Raw genomic sequence first — 20,206 nt, 5'->3', positions numbered from 1 at the left:
ACCTAGCGGGTGTAGACATCCCGGTCGCCGAGACGCGACGCGGGATCCAGCAGCATCTCGGCCTCTTGGCGCTTCTCGGAGCCATTGTGGTCGAAGCGGCGGTCGGCGGGCCGCTCGTAGAGCGGCTGCCCACCGGCGATCGCCGACACCAGCCGCCGCTGACCGGCCATCACCCGCGCATCTGCCCGCTGCTTGTAGTCACGCCGCTGCTCCTCCGACAGCGTGGCCAGGAACGCCTGCGGGTGCACCAGGGCGACCAGACCCGACACGTGCCCGAACCCCAGGCTGGTGACCAGCCCCGCCTTCAGCGGGAACTTCTCCCCGAGCCGCAGCGTCTCGCGCGGCCACACGAAGTGTGCCGAGCCGGCCATCTCGTCGTCGACGCAGTCCAGGCTGCGGTTCGGCGGAACGACGCCGTCGCGCAGGATCTGGCACAGCCCCATGATCTGGAACACCGCCGCGCCGCCCTTGGCGTGGCCGGTGAGGCTCTTCTGCGACACCACGAATAGCGGCGCCCCGTCGGACCGGCCCAGCGACTCCGCGAGCCGCTCGTGCAGCTCGGTCTCGTTGGGATCGTTGGCCAGCGTCGAGGTGTCGTGCTTGGAGATCACCGCGATGTCGTCGGCACCCACGCCGAGCTTGGCCAGCGACCGCGCCAGCACCGACTGCTTGCCGCCTCGTCCCGCGCCGAGCGCACCCATGCCCGGCGCCGGGATCGAGGTGTGCACGCCGTCGCCGAAGCTCTGCGCGTACGCCACGACCGCGAGCACCGGCAGCCCCATCTTCACCGCGAGGTCGCCGCGCGCCAGCAGGATCGTCCCGCCGCCCTGCGACTCGACGAAGCCCAACCGGCGCCGGTCGTTGGCGCGAGAGAACCTCGAGTCGCTGATGCCTCGGGCACGCATCATCTCGGTGTCGGCAGTGGCCGCCATGTCACCGAAGCCGATGATCGCCTCCAGCGTGAGGTCGTCGAAGCCGCCGGCTACCACCAGCTCGGCCTTGCCGAGCCGAATCTTGTCGACGCCCTCCTCGACCGACACCGCCGCGGTGGCGCACGCCCCGACGGGGTGGATCATCGCGCCGTAGCTGCCGACGTAGCTCTGAACCACGTGGGCCGCAACGACATTCGGCAGCACTTCCTGCAGGATGTCGTTCGGCTTGTTCCGGCCGAGCAGGTTGCCGTGGTACATCGTCTGCATCGACGTCATGCCGCCCATGCCGGTGCCCTGGGTGTTGGCCACCAGGCTCGGGTGCACCCAGCGCATCAGCTCTGCCGGAGTGAAGCCGGATGACAGGAATGCGTCGACGGTGGCGACGATGTTCCACAGCGCCACCCGGTCGATCGAGCTGGCCATGTCCGGGGTGATGCCATACACGGTCGGGTCGAACCCGGTGGGGATCTGCCCGCCGACGGTCCGCGACAGCTTGGTCTTGCGCGGCACCCGAATCTCGGTACCGGCCTTCCGGGTCACCTGCCAATCCGTGCTGTCCGGCAGCGGCCGGATGACCGTGTGTTCGGGGTCGAACTGGACGAACGCCCGCGCGTCGGCCTCGCTGGAGACGACGAACGTGAAGTCCTTGTCCAAGAACACCGACACCAGAAGCGGCGATGCGTGATCCGGGTCGATCGCGCCGTCATCGACGAACTCGCGGATGCCGGTGCGCTCCACGACCGCGTCGTGATACCGCTCGACGAGCTCGGATTCGTCGACCAGCTCACCGGTTTCGGTGTCGTACCAGCCGGGCCTCGGGTCGTTCTCCCATTTGATCAGCCCGGTGGTCCACGCCAGTTCCAGAACGCCGGCAGCCGACAGCTCGTTGTCGACCTCCATCTCGTAGCGGGTACGCGACGAACCGTACGGCCCGAGTTCCGCGCCGCCGACGATGACCACCAAATCGGCCGGGTCGACGTCGAGGTCTTCCCAAGGCGGCGGCGGTGCCGCGGTGTAGCCGCGCGGGGGCGACGGCAAGGCAGCGATGGTGCCGGCATCGTCTGCGGCGGATTCCGCTGTCTCGCTTGACATTTCCTCGCGAGCCTTGGCAGCCAGCTCGGCCATGTCGAGCTGGGCGTCGGCCAGGCCACCGGTCAGGTCGGCGTGCAACGGCTCCATCGACGCGGCCACCCGCGACTCCGGGTCGCACAGCGACAGCAGCATTGCCGCCATCTCGTCGGTGGAATACGTTGTGACGCCGGCTTCTTCGACCGCGTCGACGATCACGTCGTTGTGACCCATCAACCCAGTGCCACGGGTCCAGCCGATCAGCGCGTGCACCAGCGACACGCGCTGCGCCCACGACGACTCCGCCTTCCACCGCGACACCACTGCGTCGAGCGCCGACTTGGCCTCGCCGTAGGCGCCGTCACCGCCGAACATGCCTCGGTTCGGCGAGCCGGGCAGCACCACGTGCAGTCGCGACGCGATGTCGCGTTCGGCCCCGATCGTCGACAGCCCGCCGATGAGCCGCTGCACGGCCCACAGCAGCACCTTCATCTCCATCTCGGCGCGGGCACCGGCCTCCGACAAATCGCCGGAGACGCGCGGCGCCGCGAACGGCAACAGCAACGTCGGCGTCTGCGCGTCCTTGATGTGAATCGACTGCGGCCCAAGGCTTTCCGTCTGCTCGCTGCCGATCCACGACACCAGCGCATCGATGTCGGAGTATGACGCCATATTTGCCGGCACCACCCACAGCACCGCACCGAAACGCGCGTGGTCGCGGTACAGGGCGCGATAGAACGCCAACCGGTCGTCGTCGAACCGCGACGTGGTCGCGATCACCGTCGCGCCGCCGTCGAGCAACCGCCCGACCACGGCCGCCGCAATCGAGCCCTTCGACGCGCCGGTGACCACTGCGACATCGTCGCTGTAGCGGCCCTTGCCGGGGTTCTCCGCCCCGGCCGCGGCACGGGCGAACAGCGACGCGTGGATGTTGCGGCCCGCGGCCAGCGCCTTACCCTGCCACCAGGTGGCCTGCGTGCCCACGATGTGTCCGGCGCCTTCGAAACGCTCGGCCAGCGCTGCCCAGTTGGCGTCGACCTCGTCGTCGTCCATCAGCCAGATCTTCACGAGGTCTTCGCGGGCGCTGGCCCAGCGGTCGTCGAACACCACAGCCTTGCGCCCGTCGAACACCGGCGCGACCAATCGCGGCCAGTCCGAACCGAGTTCGGCGGTGACGAGGTCGATCAGCTCCGCGTCGGTGGCCGTCGCCGGTGTGCTGACCGGGTCGTCGAGGCCGAGCTGGTTGAGCACCAGTCGGGCCGCGTTGGCCAGCACGCCGTCGCGTCCGGTGATCTGCTCGGTGAACTCCGACAGTGCCGCCGCGTCGACGGTCGCGTTTCCGTTGCCACCGGCCGACGGCAGCGCGACCGCGATGCCTCGGCGTGCGGCCACCGCGGCCACGGCCGCGTCGATCACCTTGTCGACGGACGCCGTGTCCGCGAGCGCGCCGTCGTGCAGGGCGCCGAGGCTGCCGCCGCGCACGCTGTTGCCTTCCCGAGTGCCGAGCGCCACCTCGACCGTGACGTGCTTGGCCCACCCGTCGCCAAGTTCCCACGTCTTGCGGACACGCTCGGCGATGTAGTTGGGCCGCTTGCCCGACGGGCCCAGTACGGTGCGCAGCTGGTCGTTGATCGCGTCGGACAGCACGGGCCCGAACGGCTTGTAGGTGCGCGCAAGCTTGGTCAGCTGCGACTTGAGCGTGGACAGGTCGGCTTCCGCGGCGCCGTCGATGGCGCCGAGGTTCAGCTCGGAACCGAGGTCGACCAGCAGTTGGTTGCGCCGCGACGACGCTCCGTCGGTGATCGACTCGATCGAGTCCAGTGGCTCGATCTGGTCGATGCGCATCTTGGCCGACAGCGCGATCAGCGCGAGCGTGGCGTCCGAGGCGTCGAAGGGGATGTCGTCGGGCCGCGGAGCGCCGACGGGCGCGACATCCGGCTGCGGCGAATTAGCCGGGGCAGTCGGTGCCGCGGGTGCGGGCACGGATTCTACGGGCGCAGAGGCTGTTTCGACGGCCTCGTCGATCTCGGCCTCGGGTTCGGGGTCGGTGTCCGTCGCGAACAGGACCGCCGCGTCGCGCTCGGAGTTGAGCACTTCCACTGTGCTGTGGGCGTATTCGGTGAGCTTCAGCGTGTTCGACGCGAGTCCCGACACCGTCGGCGAGGACTTCACCCCGATTTCGACGAACCGCTCGACGCCGAGCCCACCGGCGGCCTCCTCGGTGAAGAGCAAATCCTGCGTCTCGATCCAGCGCACGGGACTGGCGAACTGCCATGCCAACAGCTCGATGACGACCTTGCGGCACAGCTCGCGCGGCCGCTCGTTACGCCACGTGTCGTAGTCGGCGAGGACCTCGTCGAGCGGCTCGGCCGGCACCAGATCGCGGATCTCCTGGATGAAGTCGCGGTCCAGGGAGAACGGCCGCGGCACCAGGTTGGGGATGTAGCGCCCGATGATCAGGTCCGGATCTTTGTCCCGCGGCATGACCCGCTCGAGCGAGCGGCGGAACTCCGGCACGCCGACGCGCAGCACCGAGCTGTGGAAGGGCACGTCGATGCCGGGCACCAGGATGAACGACCGCTTGCCTCCGGTGATCTCGCGGCGTCGCTCGACCTCCTTCTCCAACTCTTCCAAGCCGCGCACGGTGCCGGCGATCGCATACTGCGAGCCGCGCAGGTTGTAGTTGACGATCTCCAGGAATTCTCCTGTGCGCCGGGCTATTTCGTCGATGAACGCCGGGACGTCCTTGTCGGCCAAGTCGATCTGCGACGGCCGGATGGCGGCCAGCCGGTAGTTGGACCGGCCCAGCTCGTCGCGCGGCACGATGTCGTGCATCTTGCTGCCGCGGTGGAACACCACCTCCAGCAGCGCCTCGAGTTCGTAGACCCCGGACACGCATGCCAGCGCGGTGTATTCACCAACCGAATGCCCGCACGCGATTGCGTCTTCGACGAATGCGCCCTTCTCGCGCATCTCGGCGACTTGCGCGGCCGCGACAGTGGCCATCGCGACTTGGGTGAATTGCGTCAGATAGAGCACACCGTCGGGGTGCTGGTAATGCACCCCGGCGGCGATCAGGCTGGTCGGGTTGTCCCGAACCACGTGCAGCACAGAGAAACCCAGCGTCTCGCGGGTGAACTTGTCGGCGGAGTCCCAGACCTTGCGGGCGGCCTTGCTGCGGGCTCGGACCTCCATGCCCATGCCCTTGTGCTGGATGCCCTGGCCGGGGAACGCGTACACGGTTTTCGGTGCGGCCAGCCGTGCGGTCGCCGACATGACGAGCTCGGAGCCGACGCGGGCCGCTACCTCCAAAACCTCGGCGCCCTGGTCGATCCCGACCCGGTCGACGCGGAAATCGATCTCGGCGCCCGGCTTTACCATGCCCAAGAACCGCGCGGTCCAACCGATCACCCGTGCCGGCGGCCTGGCCTGCCCGTCGGTGGCGGCGGCAACGTGCTGAGCCGCCGCCGACAGCCACATCCCGTGCACGATCGGGCCTTTCAACCCAGCCAGCAATGCCGCGGCGCGGTCGGTGTGGATCGGGTTGTGGTCGCCCGACACGACGGCGAAGGGCCGCATGTCAGTGGGTGCGGTCACCGTGACGTCGCGGCGGCGCCGACGCGGAGTGTCGGTGGCGTTGTCCGATACGGCGCCTCCGGCACGCACGGGATCGGTGAGCTCCGCTGCGCCGGTGCGGCCGCGGATCGCGAACCGCTCCTGAAGCGTGGCCAGCAGCGTGCCGTCCGCCGTGGTGACGGTGACCTCCACCGGCACCACCCGACCGACCTCTGTGTCGGTGGCTTCGGAAGCGGTTGCGGTGACGCTCAATTCGACAGCCTGCGTCGGCAGCGTGGTGTGCAGATGCGCGGCGTGGTCGAGGTGCACCAGGCTGAGCAACCCTTCCACCACGGGGAAGCCGCTGCTGGTGGTGGCCGCGCCGATCGCCGCGAACACCGCGGGCCAGCAACGGCCGACGAGCGCGTCGGGTACGACGCTCAGCGTCGGCGCCAGCGGCGCGCCGAACGTTGCCGTGACGCCGGTGTGGTCGGCGACCTCCTCGGGATTCCACGCGACCGTGATTCGGGCCGCGCCGTCCTCGACGGCCGGCATCGCATCGGGGCCGTCGACGCCGGCGGCGATCGCGAGAACCGAACGCATTGCGGCAGAGGCGTCTTGAACGGACACGACAGGCGCGCCGCCGTCGCGCACCACATCGGTGAGCGTCAATCTGATGTCGACCCACGTGCCCGACAGCGGAACAGACAGCACCACCTGGTCGTCAGCGGTCACTTCGAGTCGGGCACCGGTGGAATGGGGTGTGGCAGAACGGTTGTCACGTACCTGCCAGTCGGCCGGGTCGGCGATGCGGTGCACTGGGTTGCTGGCCATGCGGCCGGCCCAGACGACGTCCGGGGCGTCCAGGACCGCGGCCAGCGGACCGGAGACGTCCTTGCGAACCTGCCGCCGGGACAGCAGCGGCTGGGGCTGGGCGCCGGACGCCAGCACCTGGTCGATGGCGGCCTGCTCGAACCGGTCGAGCAGCTCGCCGACGGGTTCGTCGACGCGGGTGATGCCCGCTACCGCGGCGGTACCGGGAATGATGCACACCGCATCGGCGTCATAGCGGGCGTCGTGGGCCTGCCACAACGAATCGCTGCGCCACCACCGGCGCACGTCCTTGTCGATGACAGGGACGAAGTTGACCGGCTTGCCCAGGGTCTTGCACAGTTCGACAAAGAACGGCACGTCGGCCGGATGAAGCTGGATGGTCTGGGCGTCGGGGAAACGGGCCAGCAGCGCGGCGATTGCGTCATGCGGCCGCTCCAACAGTTGCGGGTCGTCGAATAGAGTCTCGATCGGCCCGAAATCCCTGGGATGCAAGCGCGCTTCCGTGCGCTTGAGCATCTGCTCGAAGCGGTCGCGCCAGCTGACGTCGAGCCACGGCGTGTCCGAAGAAGCGGTGTCGGCCGTCGAACTTCCTTCTCCCACAGCCAGTTCGACGTACCGGCGCAGCCACTGCGCGTACGTCATCTCGCCGACATCACCGAAATATGGTTTGCAGGTGGCGGCCATCGCGGCGATGATCTCGTCGCGGCGCGCCGCCACGGCGTCGGCGTCTCCGGCCACCTCGTCGAGCAGCCGACCGCAGCGCGACGCGGCGTTGTCGATCTCGTGAATGTCAGCGCCGAGCTGACTGCGGCTGGAAGCCATGCCGCCCTGGGCTTTTCCGGCGCCGATCCACTGGTCGGTGCCCTGCGTGGCCACGAGCATCTGCTTGACCTGCGGCGAGGTGGTGGCTTCCTTGGTGGCCATCGCCGCGGTGCCTACCAGGATGCCGTCGATGGGCATCAACGGATAGCCATGGCGCACAGCCCATTTCCCGGACAGGTATTCCGCCGCGCGCTCGGGCGTGCCGATGCCGCCGCCGACGCACACGGTGATGTTGGAGCGGGCTCGCAACTCGGAGTACGTGGTCAGCAGCAGGTCGTCGAGGTCCTCCCAGGAATGGTGACCGCCGGCGCGACCGCCCTCGATGTGCACGATCACCGGCTTGGTGGGCACCTCCGCGGCGATGCGGATCACCGAGCGAATCTGCTCGACGGTGCCCGGCTTGAACACCACGTGGGAGATGCCGACACTGCGGAGTTCGTCGATCAGCTCGACGGCCTCTTCCAGCTCGGGGATGCCCGCGCTGACGACGACACCGTCGATCGGCGCGCCCGCCTGGCGCGCCTTCTGCACCAGCCGCTTGCCGCCGATCTGCAGCTTCCACAGGTAAGGGTCAAGGAACAGCGAGTTGAACTGGATCGCCCGGCCGGGCTCCAGCAGCGTCTGCAATTCCTCGATGCGCCTGGTGAAGATCTCCTCGGTGACCTGCCCGCCGCCGGCGAGTTCGGCCCAGTGCCCGGCGTTGGCGGCCGCGGCGACGATCTTGGCGTCTACGGTCGTCGGCGTCATGCCCGCGAGCAGGATCGGTGAGCGCCCGGTGAGGCGGGTGAACTTCGTCGACAGCTTCACTGCCCCGTCGGGCAGCCGGACCACGCCCGGGGCGTAGCTGGCCCACGGCTGAGCGACCTCCGGGACGGCACCGACGGTGAACAGGTTGCGCTGTCCGCCGCGGGTGGCCGCCGGGACGATGCCGACGCCCAGGCCGCGGATCACCGGGGCCGTGAGGCGGGTCAGGATGTCGCTGGGCCCTAGATCGAGGATCCACTTGGCCCCGGCTCGGTGCAGCTTGTCGACCTCCTGCACCCAGTCGACCGGCCGCACGAGGATCGACTCGGCCATGTCGTGGGCCAGCTCTGCGTCGAGCCCGATCGTCTCGGCCCAGCGGTCGATCATCGTCACGCCGTCGGACAGCCGCGGGGTATGGAAGCCGACCTCCACCTGCACCGGCTCGAAGGTCGGGTTGAACACGGCACCGCCGCGCAGCTTGTTCTTGCGTTCGGCGGCCTCGGTGTCGGCGATCTGCCGGCAGTACAGCTCGAAGCGGGCCAGCTGCTCGGGGCTGCCGGTGATCACCGACGAGCGCCGGCCGTTGCGGATCGACAACGCCGGCGGCAGCACCGTACGGACGTCCTTGGCGAATTCGTCGAGCAGTTCTCGGATCCGCTGCGGGTCGGCGTTGGTGACCGACACCATCGGCGGGCGGTTGCCCAGCGCCGAGATGCCGCGTCGGCGCGCCACCAGCGTGCATGCGGCTCCGATCAGCTGGATCAGGACCATCAGTTCGGCGTCACGGGCGCCGCCGGTGGTCAGCGACTCGACGGCCAGCACACCCTGGGAGTGCCCGGCGCAGGCCACGGGCGGGGTGGCGGCGAAATCCATGCCTTGACGGGTCAGCGCGCGGATGGCGGCCAGTTGAGTGAGCAGGATGCCCGGCATCGACGTGGCAGCCGAAGTGAGCTGCTTGGCGGTGGGCACCGGCTCACCGGCGGCCAGCGCCCGCACCCAGCGCAGCGGCTCGAATCCGATCGGACGCACCACCACGAGTTCGTCGGCAATCGGCGCCAGCATCCGCTCGGCTTCGGCCACAAGAGCCGCCAGGTCGTCTTCGATGCCGGCCGACGACACCAGTTCCTCGAGGTTCTCCAGCCAGCCGCTGCCCTGCCCACCGAACGCCACCGCGTACGGTTCGCCGGCGCTGAGACGATCGACCAGGGCGTGACTGGACGCGGGCGTCGGGGAGTCGCCGTCGCGGCCAGCGGGCACCCAGTCGTGTTCGTGAATCGTCACGTGTCGCGTCTCCTCAGCATCGTTTCCGTGTCTCGCCTGTGTCCTTGCGCTGCGTCGCGAAGGGTGTTGCGATTCCCCGTCGAATCTCCAGCGGTGCCTGCCGGCCGCGGCGCGCCGGCGACGGTCCGCCGCGGCTCTGCTCGCCCCGCTGACTGCAATAAGAGTGGCATAAGAAATTGGCCGGTCATGCCCACAAGAATGGTTACTGGCGAGTTCTACGCATAAGTAACCGTCGAGTTTGTAACAAGGCGCCGATTCGGGCTCTGGAGGTTGCGCGACAAACCGCCTGCATGCCGGTGGTTACGGTCGAGTAGCTACAACAGCGCTGTTCACGGCATGATTGTTACCAAATCGTTATGAAGGAATTTATCGACGCGCGCGTCAGCACGCGGCGGCCGGGCAAGCACTTGCTCGGGCAATCAGTCGACAATTGTTCACTGAAATCGACGAAAAAAGTTTGCTGGCGTTGTGCCCGAAACTGCTAGTTGCAGTTAATCCCAGCGGCCGAAGTTCGGCTTTGAGGAATGTGGTCGATGTCGACGGCCACCTGGCCGCAGTTCCGCGAGTCTGCGGATTCGAACGGGCCGGCGGCGTGTCGCGTATGCGACGCCAGTGTCGGCACCGCGAAGCTGAGCCGATGCACGTGCACATTCAGCTCGACGCGCGCCCGGATCGAGCCGGCGAACGCGCCCGAGAACTCGCGGCGACCGGCGTCGAAGGCCTGTTCACCTTCGAGGGCCAGCACGACGTCTTCCTTCCGCTCGCCGCTGCCGCCGCCGCCACGGATCTTGAACTGATGACCAATGTCGCGATCGCATTGCCGCGCAGCCCGATGCACCTGGCGCACGCCGCCTATGACCTACAGCTGCTGTCGCGCGGTCGATTTCGCCTTGGTTTGGGCTCGCAGATCCGGCCGCACATCGAAAGCCGCTACGGCAGCAGCTGGAGCCGTCCCGCCGCACGGATGCGTGAAACCGTCCTTGCCGTGCGGGCCATCCTGACCGCCTGGCAGCACAACGAACCGCTGCAGTTTCGCGGCGAATTCACCAAGCACACGTTGATGACCCCGACGTTCGACCCGGGCCCGAACCCGCACGGGGTTCCGCCGATCTACCTCGGTGCCCTTGGCCCACTGATGACCCGGGCCGCCGCCGAGGTGGCCGACGGGCTGCTCGTGATGCCGTTTCACTCGGCGCGCCACTTCCGCGAGCGGACACTCGCGGCGGTCGACGACGGGCTGCGCCGCGCCGGCCGCCGCGGTGCCGACTTCGACATCGTCCCGCAGGTGATCGCCGCCGTCGGGCGCACCGAGTCTCAATTGCAGGCCGCCAGCAAGGGAGTGCGCCGACTGCTGGCGTTCTACGGATCGACGCCTGCCTACGTGCCTGTGCTGGAGATCGAAGGCCGTGGCGAGCTGCAACCGCAGCTCAACCAACTGTCCAAACGCGGCGACATCGCCGCGATGACCGATCTTGTGGACGACCAGCTGTTGACCACGCTGGCCGTGCGGGGCACACCGGAGGACTGCGCCGCCGAAATCCTGGCCAGGTTCGGTGATGTGGCACAGCGCGTCTGCGTGTACTTCCCGGGCTACGAGATTCCCAACGCCGACATCCGGGCCCTGACTGCGGCGCTGCACGCCGGCTAGCAACGACGTCGCGTGCCGTGCGGTGTGCAAGGATTTCCGCGTGATCACCTCGCAGACCGGTGACGGTGCCTCACCCCGGGTCATGATCGATCCGCGCCTGCACGACGCCGTGATTTTTCAAGTGCCGCAAGGTGATTCGATCGATCAGCTGATCGACCGACTACACGAAGTCGGCGTCCGTACTGCGGTTGCCGAGCCCGGTCCCACGGATGTGTCGCGGCTTCGTGAGACGGCGCGGCGGCTGCGCGCCCGGGCCGAACGTTCCGTCGTCGTCGACACCTCCCCAGACGGAATAGCCGCGGCTCGAAACGGGGGTTTCTCGTTGGTGATTGGGCTTGACGCCGACAACTCCGGCACGCTGCTGGAACGCGGCGCCGACGCCCTGATCGACGACCTGGGCGAGATCGGGGTGCGCACGGGCGACCGCCCGATGTCGCAGATCCCCGACGCCCTCGAGTCCTTCGGGCAGATTGCCGAGATCGTCGACGGCCACCGCCCGGCAGTGTGCCTGGACTTCGACGGCACGCTGTCGGCGATCGTGCCCGACCCGGACACCGCACGGCTGGTCGACGGCGCCGCAGAGGCTCTTGCCCGATTGGCGACGCGGTGTCCGGTCGCGATCCTGTCGGGTCGCGACCTGGCTGATATCCGTGACCGAGTGGGGGTGGCCGGCCTGTGGTATGCGGGCAGCCACGGTTTCGAGTCCGTAGCGCCCGACGGCAGCTACCGCCGCAACGACGACGCCGCGGCCGCCGTGCCAGTGCTGGAGCACGCGGCCGAGGAGCTGCGCGAGACGCTGGCGTCGGTCAGCGGAGTTCGGGTGGAGCACAAGCGTTTTGCCGTCGCCGTCCACTACCGTGACGTCGACGACGAGCACATCGGCGAAGTCGCGGCCAGCACGCACCGCATCGGCCGGCGGGAGCGTCTTCGTGTCACCAACGGCCGCAAGGTCATCGAGCTTCGGCCCGACGTCGACTGGAACAAGGGCACGACGTTGTCGTGGATCCGTCGGCAGATCGCGGCATCGGAGGGACCGGATGTGCTGCCGATCTATATCGGCGACGACCTGACCGACGAAGACGCCTTCGACGCCGTGCGCGACGACGGCATCGGAATTCTGGTGCGCCACACCGAAGACGGCGACCGCCGCTCGGCAGCCAGATTCACCCTCGAGGATCCAGACGAAGTCCGCGAATTCCTGAACCGGATCAGCGATTTCGCAACGGCAGCGACAGCAGGCGATTGAGCTTCGCGGTGACTGCATCGGGCAGGAATTGATTCATCGTGGCGGTGAGCTTGCTCATCGGCGACGACGCGACCACCTTTCGTTCGTCGCGCATCATCGCCTCGAAACCCTGTCGGGCAACCTTGGCGGGATCGTCCTTGGGCAGGCGGCCCACCGCGGTGTTGCGCATCTTGGCCCGGGTGAAGAAATTGGTGTCGGTGGGCCCCGGCATCAGCGACGTGACCGTGACGTCGGTGTCGCGCAGTTCGTCGCGCAGCGCCTCGGCGAATGACTGGACGAACGATTTCGAGGCGTTGTAGACCGCTTGGTACGAGCCGGGCATGGTCGACGCGATCGACGACGTGAACAGCACCTTGCCGGCGTTGCGGGCCGCCATGTCCCGCAACACCAGCTTCGCCAGGTGCACGGTGGAGCGGACGTTGAGGTCGACGATGTCCAGCTCGTCCGCCAAATCCGTGTCCACGAACTTGCCGCCGCGTCCGACACCGGCGTTCAGCGCCGCCGCCGCGATCGGACGGCCACCCTCGGTGGCCGCTTTGTACAGATGCTCGACGCCGTCGGCCGTGCGCAGGTCGACCTGGACGGGTTGCACATGCGCGCCGCCCGCGGACAGCCGCCGCGCCGCCTCATGGATACCGTCACCGTCGGCGGCGGCCACTACGTCGTAGCCGTGCTCGACGAACTGGGCGGCCAGCTCGAAGCCGATGCCGCTTGACGCCCCGGTGACCAGGGCGACGGGGTTGTCGTCAGCCATTGGAGTGGGCTACCCGAGGCCGGCAGAAGTCATTCGCCGCAGGTAAGCCTCACAACGATTCGAATTCCTCCGCTGCGGCGCCGGTGGCCACCGCCACGCGCCCGTCTGATTTGCTGATCTCAGACCGGCCGGGAACCCGCTGGCCGACCCAGTGCCCAAAACTGTTGGCAGCGAGGGAGTTTGCCCGTGTCAGCTGCAAATCCATTCCAGCAGCACCCCGAAAATCAGTTTGCTGCTTTTGCTCCTGAGGACTGAGTGACAGTTGGCAACTCCTGAGCCGACCGGGCTGAACCGCCGAGACGCCCGGCGGCGCCGCCGTGCGGCTACCGGGTGCCCGGGTTAATTTCCTCTGGTGAACGACTCCGCGAGCAGGGACAAGTTCGAGGCCACCGCCTCGGAAGCAGCCGACCGCAGCCAGGGCGCCTACTTCCGTCGTCTGCTCACCGAGCAGCGCGCAGAGCTCGAGGTCGAGATCGCCAAGCACCTCGGGACAATCGCCAGCTACGAGGCCGCCGGCGATCTGGCCGGCATCCGTGACATTGCCCGCCTGGTCCGCCGTGCGCAGCGCGAGCAGCAAGAGATCGACTGGATGATCGCCGCGCTGGACCGGCGGTTCCGGCCGCTCTCCTCCGCCCGCCCGGCGTCGGCGTCGCCGCATCGCGTCGTGCATCCCGACGGAAGGTCACTGCTGTCGGTCAGCCGGGACCGGCGTCGTGCCGTTGGCGGCACTCGCGGAGAAACACGAGCCGGGTAAGCCTGATCGAGTTCGCCGTCGGCCGGCGACTTGTAGTATGCGCCCATGCCGTTGGCCGATGGCCAGAGTTTCGCGGGCTACACGATCCTGCGGCACCTGGGTTCCGGGGGGATGGGCGAAATCTATTTGGCCCGACACCCCAGGCTTCCGCGCAATGACGCGCTAAAGGTGCTCCCGACCACGTTCACCGGCGACCACGAATACCGTCAGCGCTTCAACCGCGAAGCCGACATCGCCGCCACGCTGTGGCATCCGCACATCGTCGGCGTGCACGACCGCGGCGAGTTCGAGGGCCAGCTGTGGATTTCGATGGACTACGTCGAGGGCACCGATGCGGCACGACTACTGCAAGAGCGGTATCCGCACGGGATGCCACCCGACGAGGTGGTCAGGATCGTCACCGCGGTTGCCGACGCGCTCGATTACGCACACCAGCGTCAGCTACTGCATCGCGACGTCAAGCCCGCGAACATCCTGTTGTCACACCCCGATTCCGATGCGCGGCGAATCTTGTTGGCCGACTTCGGGATTGCGCGCTGGGTGGACGATGCCAGCGGTTTGACCGGAACCAACATGACGGTCGGGACGGTCGCTTATGCCGCGCCGGAGCAGTTGATGGGCGAGCCGCTTGACGGGCGTGCGGACCAGTACGCGTTGGCCGCCACGGCTTTTCATCTGCTGACCGGGACGCCGCTGTTTGCGCATTCGAATCCGGCGGTTGTCATCAGCCAGCACCTGAGTGCGCCGCCGCCAGCCATCGGCACCCGACGGCCCGCCCTGTCGGATCTGGGGCCGGTGTTCTCCAAGGCGCTGGCGAAAAGCCCGGCCGACCGCTACGAGAGTTGCACGGCGTTCGCGACGGCACTCGCCCATCGGCTGGGCACGGTGGCCGCCGAGACCGGCGCGACCGAGGTCACCACCGAGGCGCCCGCGGCATCGGGGCCCAGGCATCGATCGGAGCCGCCGAGCCCGGTGCGGAAGCGCTCGCGAGTCCGCCCGGTCATGGTCGTCACCGTGGTGCTGGCGCTGCTGCTCGTGGGTGTCTCCGCTGTCGCAGTGCTGCTGTTCGGCCGAGACCGCGAGCTGTCGGCATCACCGAGCCGTGAGCCTGCGCGGCCGGCGTCGCCGAGCGCAGCACCGGCCGCTCCAGCGGCGCCGGCGGTGCCGGTGGTACTGATAGGCGCCGACTGCGCGACCCTAGGCGCCGCAGGCGTGACATCCACCGGCGCGCAGGCCTACTGCTCGAAGTTGCCGACGACGGGTGACACGGTGTGGTCGCTGTACACCAGCTCGGTGCCCGCCCCCTCGGCTGCCACCCCGGGTCCCACCGACCAGGTGTACGAACCCGGCATCGAACAACAGGTGCGGGTCTGCGTGGAGGAAACCCACCAGACGAGGCTGAAGTGTCGCGAGGACATCCGGCGCGGCAACATCTTCGGCCCGCCGTGACCGTCAATTGCCTTGAGCCAGCGAACGGTTGACCGCCTCGGCCGCGTGCCGGTGACCGAGCACCTCGAAGCCGACGACCGTGACGACGGGCGCGAGCGTGACCACGACCAAGCACAACGGCATCGACACCCCCGCCGCCGCCAGGCCCACCGACGCCACGAGCACCACCGCGGTGAGCACCAGGAGCAGCACGTGGAACACATCACGCCTGTGCACTAGCAGCATGTACAGCAGATAGACCGCCGCGATGAACGCGGCCACCGGAATGGCAACCGACAGCACCGTGGCCACTGACCCGATCTTGGCGTGATGCTCGATGTAGAACGCCGCCACGTGTAGCCCGGCCCCGGTCGCGACGATCGCGCCGATGACCAGGAGATGCAGGTAGCCGAACCAGAACGAGCGGTCCCGGTGCGCGTGCAGCAGCGGCGCCGCCGGCACGACGTAGTAGGTCCACCACATCCCGAAGGTCAGCCCGATACCGGCCACCGCGACCAGCACGGCTCCTACGCTCCAGCCTTGCTGCGCCACGACCGCCGACAGCGATGCGACGGTGCCGATCACGCCCTCACCGAGCGCGATGATGGTCAGCAGACCGTAGCGCTCGACGATGTGATGGGCGTGCCACGGCGTGCCTCCCTTTCGGGTTTCGGCGACGAACGGGCCGAGCATCTCCACTGCGATGAGGACACAGACGAACACCAGCGTGGTGCGAAACGTCGTGTGCGCCAGGAACAACCCGACCCAACCGATCTGGGCGACGGCGATGTTCGCCGCATACGTCAGACACGCGCTACGGTGCTTTGGGTCCTGCTTTGCCGCCCGCAGCCACTGGGCGACCATCGCGACCCGCATCACCACGTAGCCGGCGATCATGATCCGGTTGTCGATGTAGTGCCCTTGCAGCACCGAAGCGAACGTCTGCGGCAGACCGAGCGCCAGGATGACCACGCCGACCATCTGCACCATCGTGGTGAGCCGATACACCCAGTCGTCGGTGTCGTACGCGGAGGCGAACCAACTGAAGTTCACCCACGCCCACCACACCGCGAACGTCGCGAACGTGAACGCCAGCAGGCCCAAACCGACATGGTTCTCCGCTAGCGCATGCGCGAATTCCGAAGCGGCGACGCCGAACCCGACGACGAACGTCAGGTCGAACAACAGCTCCAGAGGTGTCGCGACGCGGAACTGCTCATGCGGGTCGCGCCCAGACATGCGGCGCAGGCGGTGCGCCGGTGCGGACGCCGTCTGGTCTGGCTGCGGCACGCGGTTCCTTCCTCGGGCGACCCTCAGGCGATGCGGTCGTGTGCCGATTATCGACCGCGCCCGAGCGGTTACCGCCTTCCAGTGTTGCCATCACAACTTCTCGTGTTGTGCGGCAGGCATTTTCATGCGTCTTCGAGTGCTTCGCCCAATTCCTGTGCCACCTTGCTGTGCTGGTTGCTGGCCAGCGCATGACCGGCTCCGATGGCCAACGCGATGGGCCAGTCGATGATCTCGAGCGCCGCCAGGCCCGCCAGGGCGCCGTAATACGCCAGTTGTTCGGGCCGTGGTATCCGGACGCGGCCCAGCACGGGCAGCGCTACCGCGAACGTGTCGGCGTCGCGCACTCGCTGTACGGCAGTGCGGTGTGAAACCTTGCGTCGTGAGTTTTCGGTCATTGTTCGCCTTCTCGTCATGGCCATTTCATTCGACAAGCTCTATGTGTCGGTCACAGTGGGCAGCGTGCCGATTCGACCTGCGTGTGTGAGTTCCGATCCGTTGACCGACGTGGTGGCGGGACTGCTGGCCGTGCCGCTGCGCGAACTGTACGCCGCGCTTTGGCGCGCCGGCGTCGTCGAGATCGTCGATTGACCTGGCCCCACCCGCGGCTGCCCGAGTAGCCGCGAAATCGCTTCTGCGGCAAGCGTTGCCGCTGCCGCAGAGCCAAGCGCCTGCGCCCAGCCAACCGGTCCCAGGGGCGTGTTTCCCAGCAGCTGACTGACGCCGGGAGTGCTGACGAGAGTTCCCATCGCGGCCAGCGACCCCAAAGCCGTCAGCACCACCAACCGGCTGCGCGAGTCGAGCAGGGTCTGACCCAGCTGAGTGGCGACGAGTGCCACCCACGCCACGGTGGAGGCGCGTCGTGGCCGGCCGGTGAGGCTGGCCAGAGTCCAGGCCAGCGTCGCGCCCGCGGCGGTGGTGGCGCCCCGAATGCCGACGGTCCGCCACAGCGCCGCTTCGTCCGGGCCGCGCAGCGCCGGGCCGGCGTTCGTCGGCTCACTGACCGCAAGCGCCGCCGCCGGCAGCGCGTCGGTCAGCATGTTGACCAAAAGGAGTTGCCGCGTGTTCAGCGGCGAACGGCCGGTGACGGTGCTGCCCGCGATCGCGAACAACACTTCTCCCGCGTTTCCGCCGAGCAGCACGCTCACCGCCGCCTGCACGCGCAGCCAGAGCTTGCGGCCTTCTTCCAGCGCATCGAGCAGCGAGCTGATGCGCCCGTCCAGCAGCATGACGTCGGCTGCGGTGCGGGCCGGGTCGCTTCCGCGGGCGGCCACGCCGATTCCGACGGTGGCCGCCCGGATGGCCGCCGCGTCGTTGGCGCCGTCGCCGACCATCGCGCAGACCCTGCCCGTACGTTCGAGCGTTTGGACCACCTGCACTTTGTTCTCTGGCGACATCCGGGCGAACACGAGGCGATCTGCGACAGCCTGCTCCTGCCCGCGCCGTGGCAACGCGTCCCATTCGGCGCCGCTGATGACTTGTTCGGCAGTGACGGCCACACCGAGTTCACGGGCGATCGCCGCTGCGGTGATCGGATGGTCGCCGGTGATGAGCCGCACCGCGATGTCCTGCTCGGCCAAGGCGGCCAGCAGCTGCGCAGCTTCGCCGCGCGGAGTGTCCGAGAGTCCGAGCAGACCCGTGATGCGCAGCCCGCGCCGGCACAGCCCGACGAACGCTTCGGGATCTGCTGCGGCGGCTCGTCGCTGGCGCGGCGTGAGTGTCCGCTGCGCCACCGCGATCACTCGCAGTCCTTGCCCGGCCATCGTCCGCACCGCCCGCCGGTGTTCGGGTCCGTCGTCGCGGCACGCGCCGAGCACCGCCTCGGGGGCGCCTTTGACGGTGAGCGTGTCACCCGACAGCGTCGCCGAGAACGGCCGCCCCGACCGGAACGGCAAGTGCCCGATCACGTTATTACGCGCGGGCGCGGCGGCCGCCTCGAAGACCGCCGCGTCGGTGGCGTGTGCGAACCGGCCGTCGCCGTCGGGTAGCGGTGTGGCCTGCGCGGCGCACGCGAGGACGTCGTCGCGTGAGTGGCCGGAGGCGGCGTAGACCTGCGTCACGCGCAGCCGGTTCTCGCTGAGCGTTCCGGTCTTGTCGAAGCAGACGACGTCGACCCGCCCGAGCGCCTCGACCGAGCGTGGGGTGCGAACCAAGGCGCCCGCTCTGGTCAGCCGCCGTGCCGACGCCTGCTGGGCCAGCGTGGCCACCAGCGCGAGCCCTTCGGGCACCGCGGCGACGGTGACGGCCACACCGCTCGCGACGGCCTGCCGCAAGCCGCTGCCACGCAACAGCCCCAGCATGCTGACCAGACCTCCGCCGGCCAGGCTCACCGGCCACGCCTTGTCCGTCAGGTCACGCAGCTGCCGCTGCAGGCCGACGTCACCGTGGTCGGCTCCGGGCACCTCGGCGGCGCGGCGCGCCTCGGTCAGCGCCCCAGCGGCGGTCACTACCGCGACACCGGTGCCGGCGGCCACCGTCGTCGCGGCGTAGATCATGCACGCCCGCTCCGCGAGCGCGACGCCCGGGGTGGCGTCGACTTGCTTTGCCACGGGCAGACTTTCGCCGGTCAGCGTCGATTCGTCGATCTCCAGGTCGGTGACGTCGACCAGCCGGGCGTCGGCGGGCACGACCTCTCCGGGGCGCACTTCGATGAGCTCGCCCAGCCGCAGCCGGACGGCGTCGACGTCGACGTAACGGCGCGACCCGTCGCTGTCGACGCGCAGTGTTCGGGCCGAAGGCACTTGCACCGCAAGCAATCTGCGCAGCAACCGCTGCGCACGCACCTGCTGGGTGGCGGCGAGCGCCGAGTTGAAGGCAAGCACCGAGCCGACCAGCACCGCGTCGACGGGCGAGCCCAGGACTGCGCTGGCCGCCGAGCCGGTCGCCAGGATCGGAGTCAGCGGGTCCGACAGCTCGTCACGCAGGGTGGTGACGAACTCGCCCACCGCATCGCGTACCGACTTCAGCGTGTGCCGGGCGGCGTCCGCGGACGTCTTCACCGTGCCCGCCGACTGCCGCACCGGCGGGTCCTGCGCGGGTGCGGGCAACAACCGCCGGACCTCCTCTACCGACATGGCGTGCCAGTCGTTGACGGCGGCCGGTGGAGGCACTGGCGACCGAATAACCTTGCGCGCCAACGAGTATCCGGTCCACAGCCCGGCGGCCGCACCGGCGGTGACCGGGCCGGGCCCACGTCCGCGGACCCCCGGCACCATCAGCAGCGCACCGAGCAGCGATGCGGCGGTGGAAAGCTCGACGCCGCGCCGGCTGGCTGTGCGGGCCGCGGGCAACGCGTGCAACAGCCGCCATGCCGCCGCGAGGTCGTCGACCATCAGGTCCGCATGCCATGGCGGTGGCAGTCCCTCACCGAGCACCCCGCTCCCGACGTCGGCGAGTGACATCGCTTGCGGCGCAAAGTTTCCCACCAACAACACCGTGCGTCCGTCAGCTTGCAGCCTGGCCACCGCGGCGTGCAGCGCATCGTCGAGTGAGCCGTCCACCGGCGCCAGGTCGTCGAACGACGACCGCAGATCGTCCAGTTCGTCGATGTCCAGCGACGTCACGGCGGCCCCGGACCGGCGGGCCTGTGCGATCAGCGCCGCGGCCAGCGGATGGTGCCTGTGGCGCACCAGCACCTGCACCGAGTCCGGTGAGTCTCCGTTGCCGCCGCAACCGCCACGCACGGTGTTCCAGCCCGGCGCCAGTCCCCCGAGTTCGAGTCGGGTTTGCGCCCAACGCCATATCGCCGCCCTGTCCTCGTCCGGCGCGCCTCGGATTCGGCTCACCCGCAAACCGTGTGCGGCAAGTGTGCGCGGGTCGATCAGCGCCGCGTCGACGCGGTCGAGCCGGCGAA

At 68.7% G+C, this 20,206-nt stretch carries 9 protein-coding genes and 1 pseudogene; 5 read left to right on the top strand and 5 right to left on the bottom strand.

Annotated features, from left to right (window positions below):
- Nucleotides 1-2 precede the first annotated feature (2 nt).
- On the bottom strand, nucleotides 3-9,236 hold the full coding sequence (locus AC5Y39_RS03520) for a fatty acid synthase subunit beta domain-containing protein (RefSeq protein ID WP_500015179.1): 9,234 nt from the start codon (nucleotides 9,234-9,236) through the stop codon (nucleotides 3-5).
- A gap of 637 nt (nucleotides 9,237-9,873) precedes the next feature.
- Between AC5Y39_RS03520 and AC5Y39_RS03515 the strand changes: the two genes are divergently transcribed.
- Both AC5Y39_RS03515 and otsB read left to right on the top strand, forming a co-directional pair.
- Nucleotides 9,874-10,884 (top strand): TIGR03617 family F420-dependent LLM class oxidoreductase, encoded by a 1,011-nt coding sequence (locus AC5Y39_RS03515; protein ID WP_500015181.1) that lies wholly within the window; start codon nucleotides 9,874-9,876, stop codon nucleotides 10,882-10,884.
- 82 nt (nucleotides 10,885-10,966) lie between these two features.
- Nucleotides 10,967-12,130 carry a trehalose-phosphatase gene (gene otsB, locus AC5Y39_RS03510; protein WP_500015597.1) on the top strand — a complete coding sequence of 388 codons (1,164 nt, stop codon included), beginning with the start codon at nucleotides 10,967-10,969 and terminating at the stop codon, nucleotides 12,128-12,130.
- On the opposite strand, the gene AC5Y39_RS03505 is transcribed toward otsB, so the two are convergent.
- On the bottom strand, nucleotides 12,093-12,884 hold the full coding sequence (locus AC5Y39_RS03505; protein WP_500015183.1) for an SDR family NAD(P)-dependent oxidoreductase: 792 nt from the start codon (nucleotides 12,882-12,884) through the stop codon (nucleotides 12,093-12,095). The genes otsB and AC5Y39_RS03505 overlap by 38 nt on opposite strands.
- 352 nt (nucleotides 12,885-13,236) lie before the next feature.
- On the opposite strand from AC5Y39_RS03505, the gene AC5Y39_RS03500 reads away from it, so the two are divergent.
- Nucleotides 13,237-13,638: a hypothetical protein gene (locus tag AC5Y39_RS03500; RefSeq protein WP_500015185.1), complete on the top strand. Its 402-nt coding sequence runs from the start codon at nucleotides 13,237-13,239 to the stop codon at nucleotides 13,636-13,638.
- A gap of 45 nt (nucleotides 13,639-13,683) precedes the next feature.
- Entirely contained in the window at nucleotides 13,684-15,087 is a 1,404-nt protein-coding gene (locus AC5Y39_RS03495) for a serine/threonine-protein kinase (protein ID WP_500015187.1), read from the top strand.
- Between the two features lie 3 nt (nucleotides 15,088-15,090).
- Here the strand turns inward: AC5Y39_RS03495 and AC5Y39_RS03490 are convergent, their stop codons facing one another.
- Both AC5Y39_RS03490 and AC5Y39_RS03485 read right to left on the bottom strand, forming a co-directional pair.
- A complete protein-coding gene (locus AC5Y39_RS03490) occupies nucleotides 15,091-16,305 on the bottom strand; it encodes a low temperature requirement protein A (RefSeq protein ID WP_500015599.1) in 1,215 nt (404 codons plus the stop codon).
- A 173-nt stretch (nucleotides 16,306-16,478) separates the two neighbouring features.
- On the bottom strand, nucleotides 16,479-16,751 hold the full coding sequence (locus tag AC5Y39_RS03485) for a hypothetical protein (RefSeq protein ID WP_500015189.1): 273 nt from the start codon (nucleotides 16,749-16,751) through the stop codon (nucleotides 16,479-16,481).
- A 16-nt stretch (nucleotides 16,752-16,767) separates the two neighbouring features.
- Between AC5Y39_RS03485 and AC5Y39_RS03480 the strand changes: the two genes are divergently transcribed.
- Nucleotides 16,768-16,944: an Rv1535 domain-containing protein gene (locus AC5Y39_RS03480; RefSeq protein ID WP_500015191.1), complete on the top strand. Its 177-nt coding sequence runs from the start codon at nucleotides 16,768-16,770 to the stop codon at nucleotides 16,942-16,944.
- A gap of 92 nt (nucleotides 16,945-17,036) precedes the next feature.
- On the opposite strand, the pseudogene AC5Y39_RS03475 reads toward AC5Y39_RS03480, so the two are convergent.
- A pseudogene (locus AC5Y39_RS03475) lies at nucleotides 17,037-19,427 on the bottom strand (cation-translocating P-type ATPase); the annotation flags it as partial.
- Nucleotides 19,428-20,206: the final 779 nt, after the last annotated feature.

Source organism: Mycobacterium sp. NGS39, assembly GCF_059812765.1.
The sequence above is the reverse complement of the archived record's forward strand: the minus strand, read 5'-3'. Positions and strand labels throughout refer to the sequence as shown.

What these genes read in the sequence shown, in the direction of transcription:
- AC5Y39_RS03515 (WP_500015181.1), top strand. Translation starts at nt 9,874, where the DNA reads ATGCACGTGCACATTCAGCTCGACGCGCGCCCGGATCGAGCCGGCGAA.
- otsB (WP_500015597.1), top strand. Translation starts at nt 10,967, where the DNA reads ATGATCGATCCGCGCCTGCACGACGCCGTGATTTTTCAAGTGCCGCAA.
- AC5Y39_RS03505 (WP_500015183.1), bottom strand. Translation starts at nt 12,884, where the DNA reads ATGGCTGACGACAACCCCGTCGCCCTGGTCACCGGGGCGTCAAGCGGC.
- AC5Y39_RS03495 (WP_500015187.1), top strand. Translation starts at nt 13,684, where the DNA reads ATGCCGTTGGCCGATGGCCAGAGTTTCGCGGGCTACACGATCCTGCGG.
- AC5Y39_RS03490 (WP_500015599.1), bottom strand. Translation starts at nt 16,305, where the DNA reads ATGTCTGGGCGCGACCCGCATGAGCAGTTCCGCGTCGCGACACCTCTG.
- AC5Y39_RS03485 (WP_500015189.1), bottom strand. Translation starts at nt 16,751, where the DNA reads ATGACCGAAAACTCACGACGCAAGGTTTCACACCGCACTGCCGTACAG.
- AC5Y39_RS03480 (WP_500015191.1), top strand. Translation starts at nt 16,768, where the DNA reads ATGGCCATTTCATTCGACAAGCTCTATGTGTCGGTCACAGTGGGCAGC.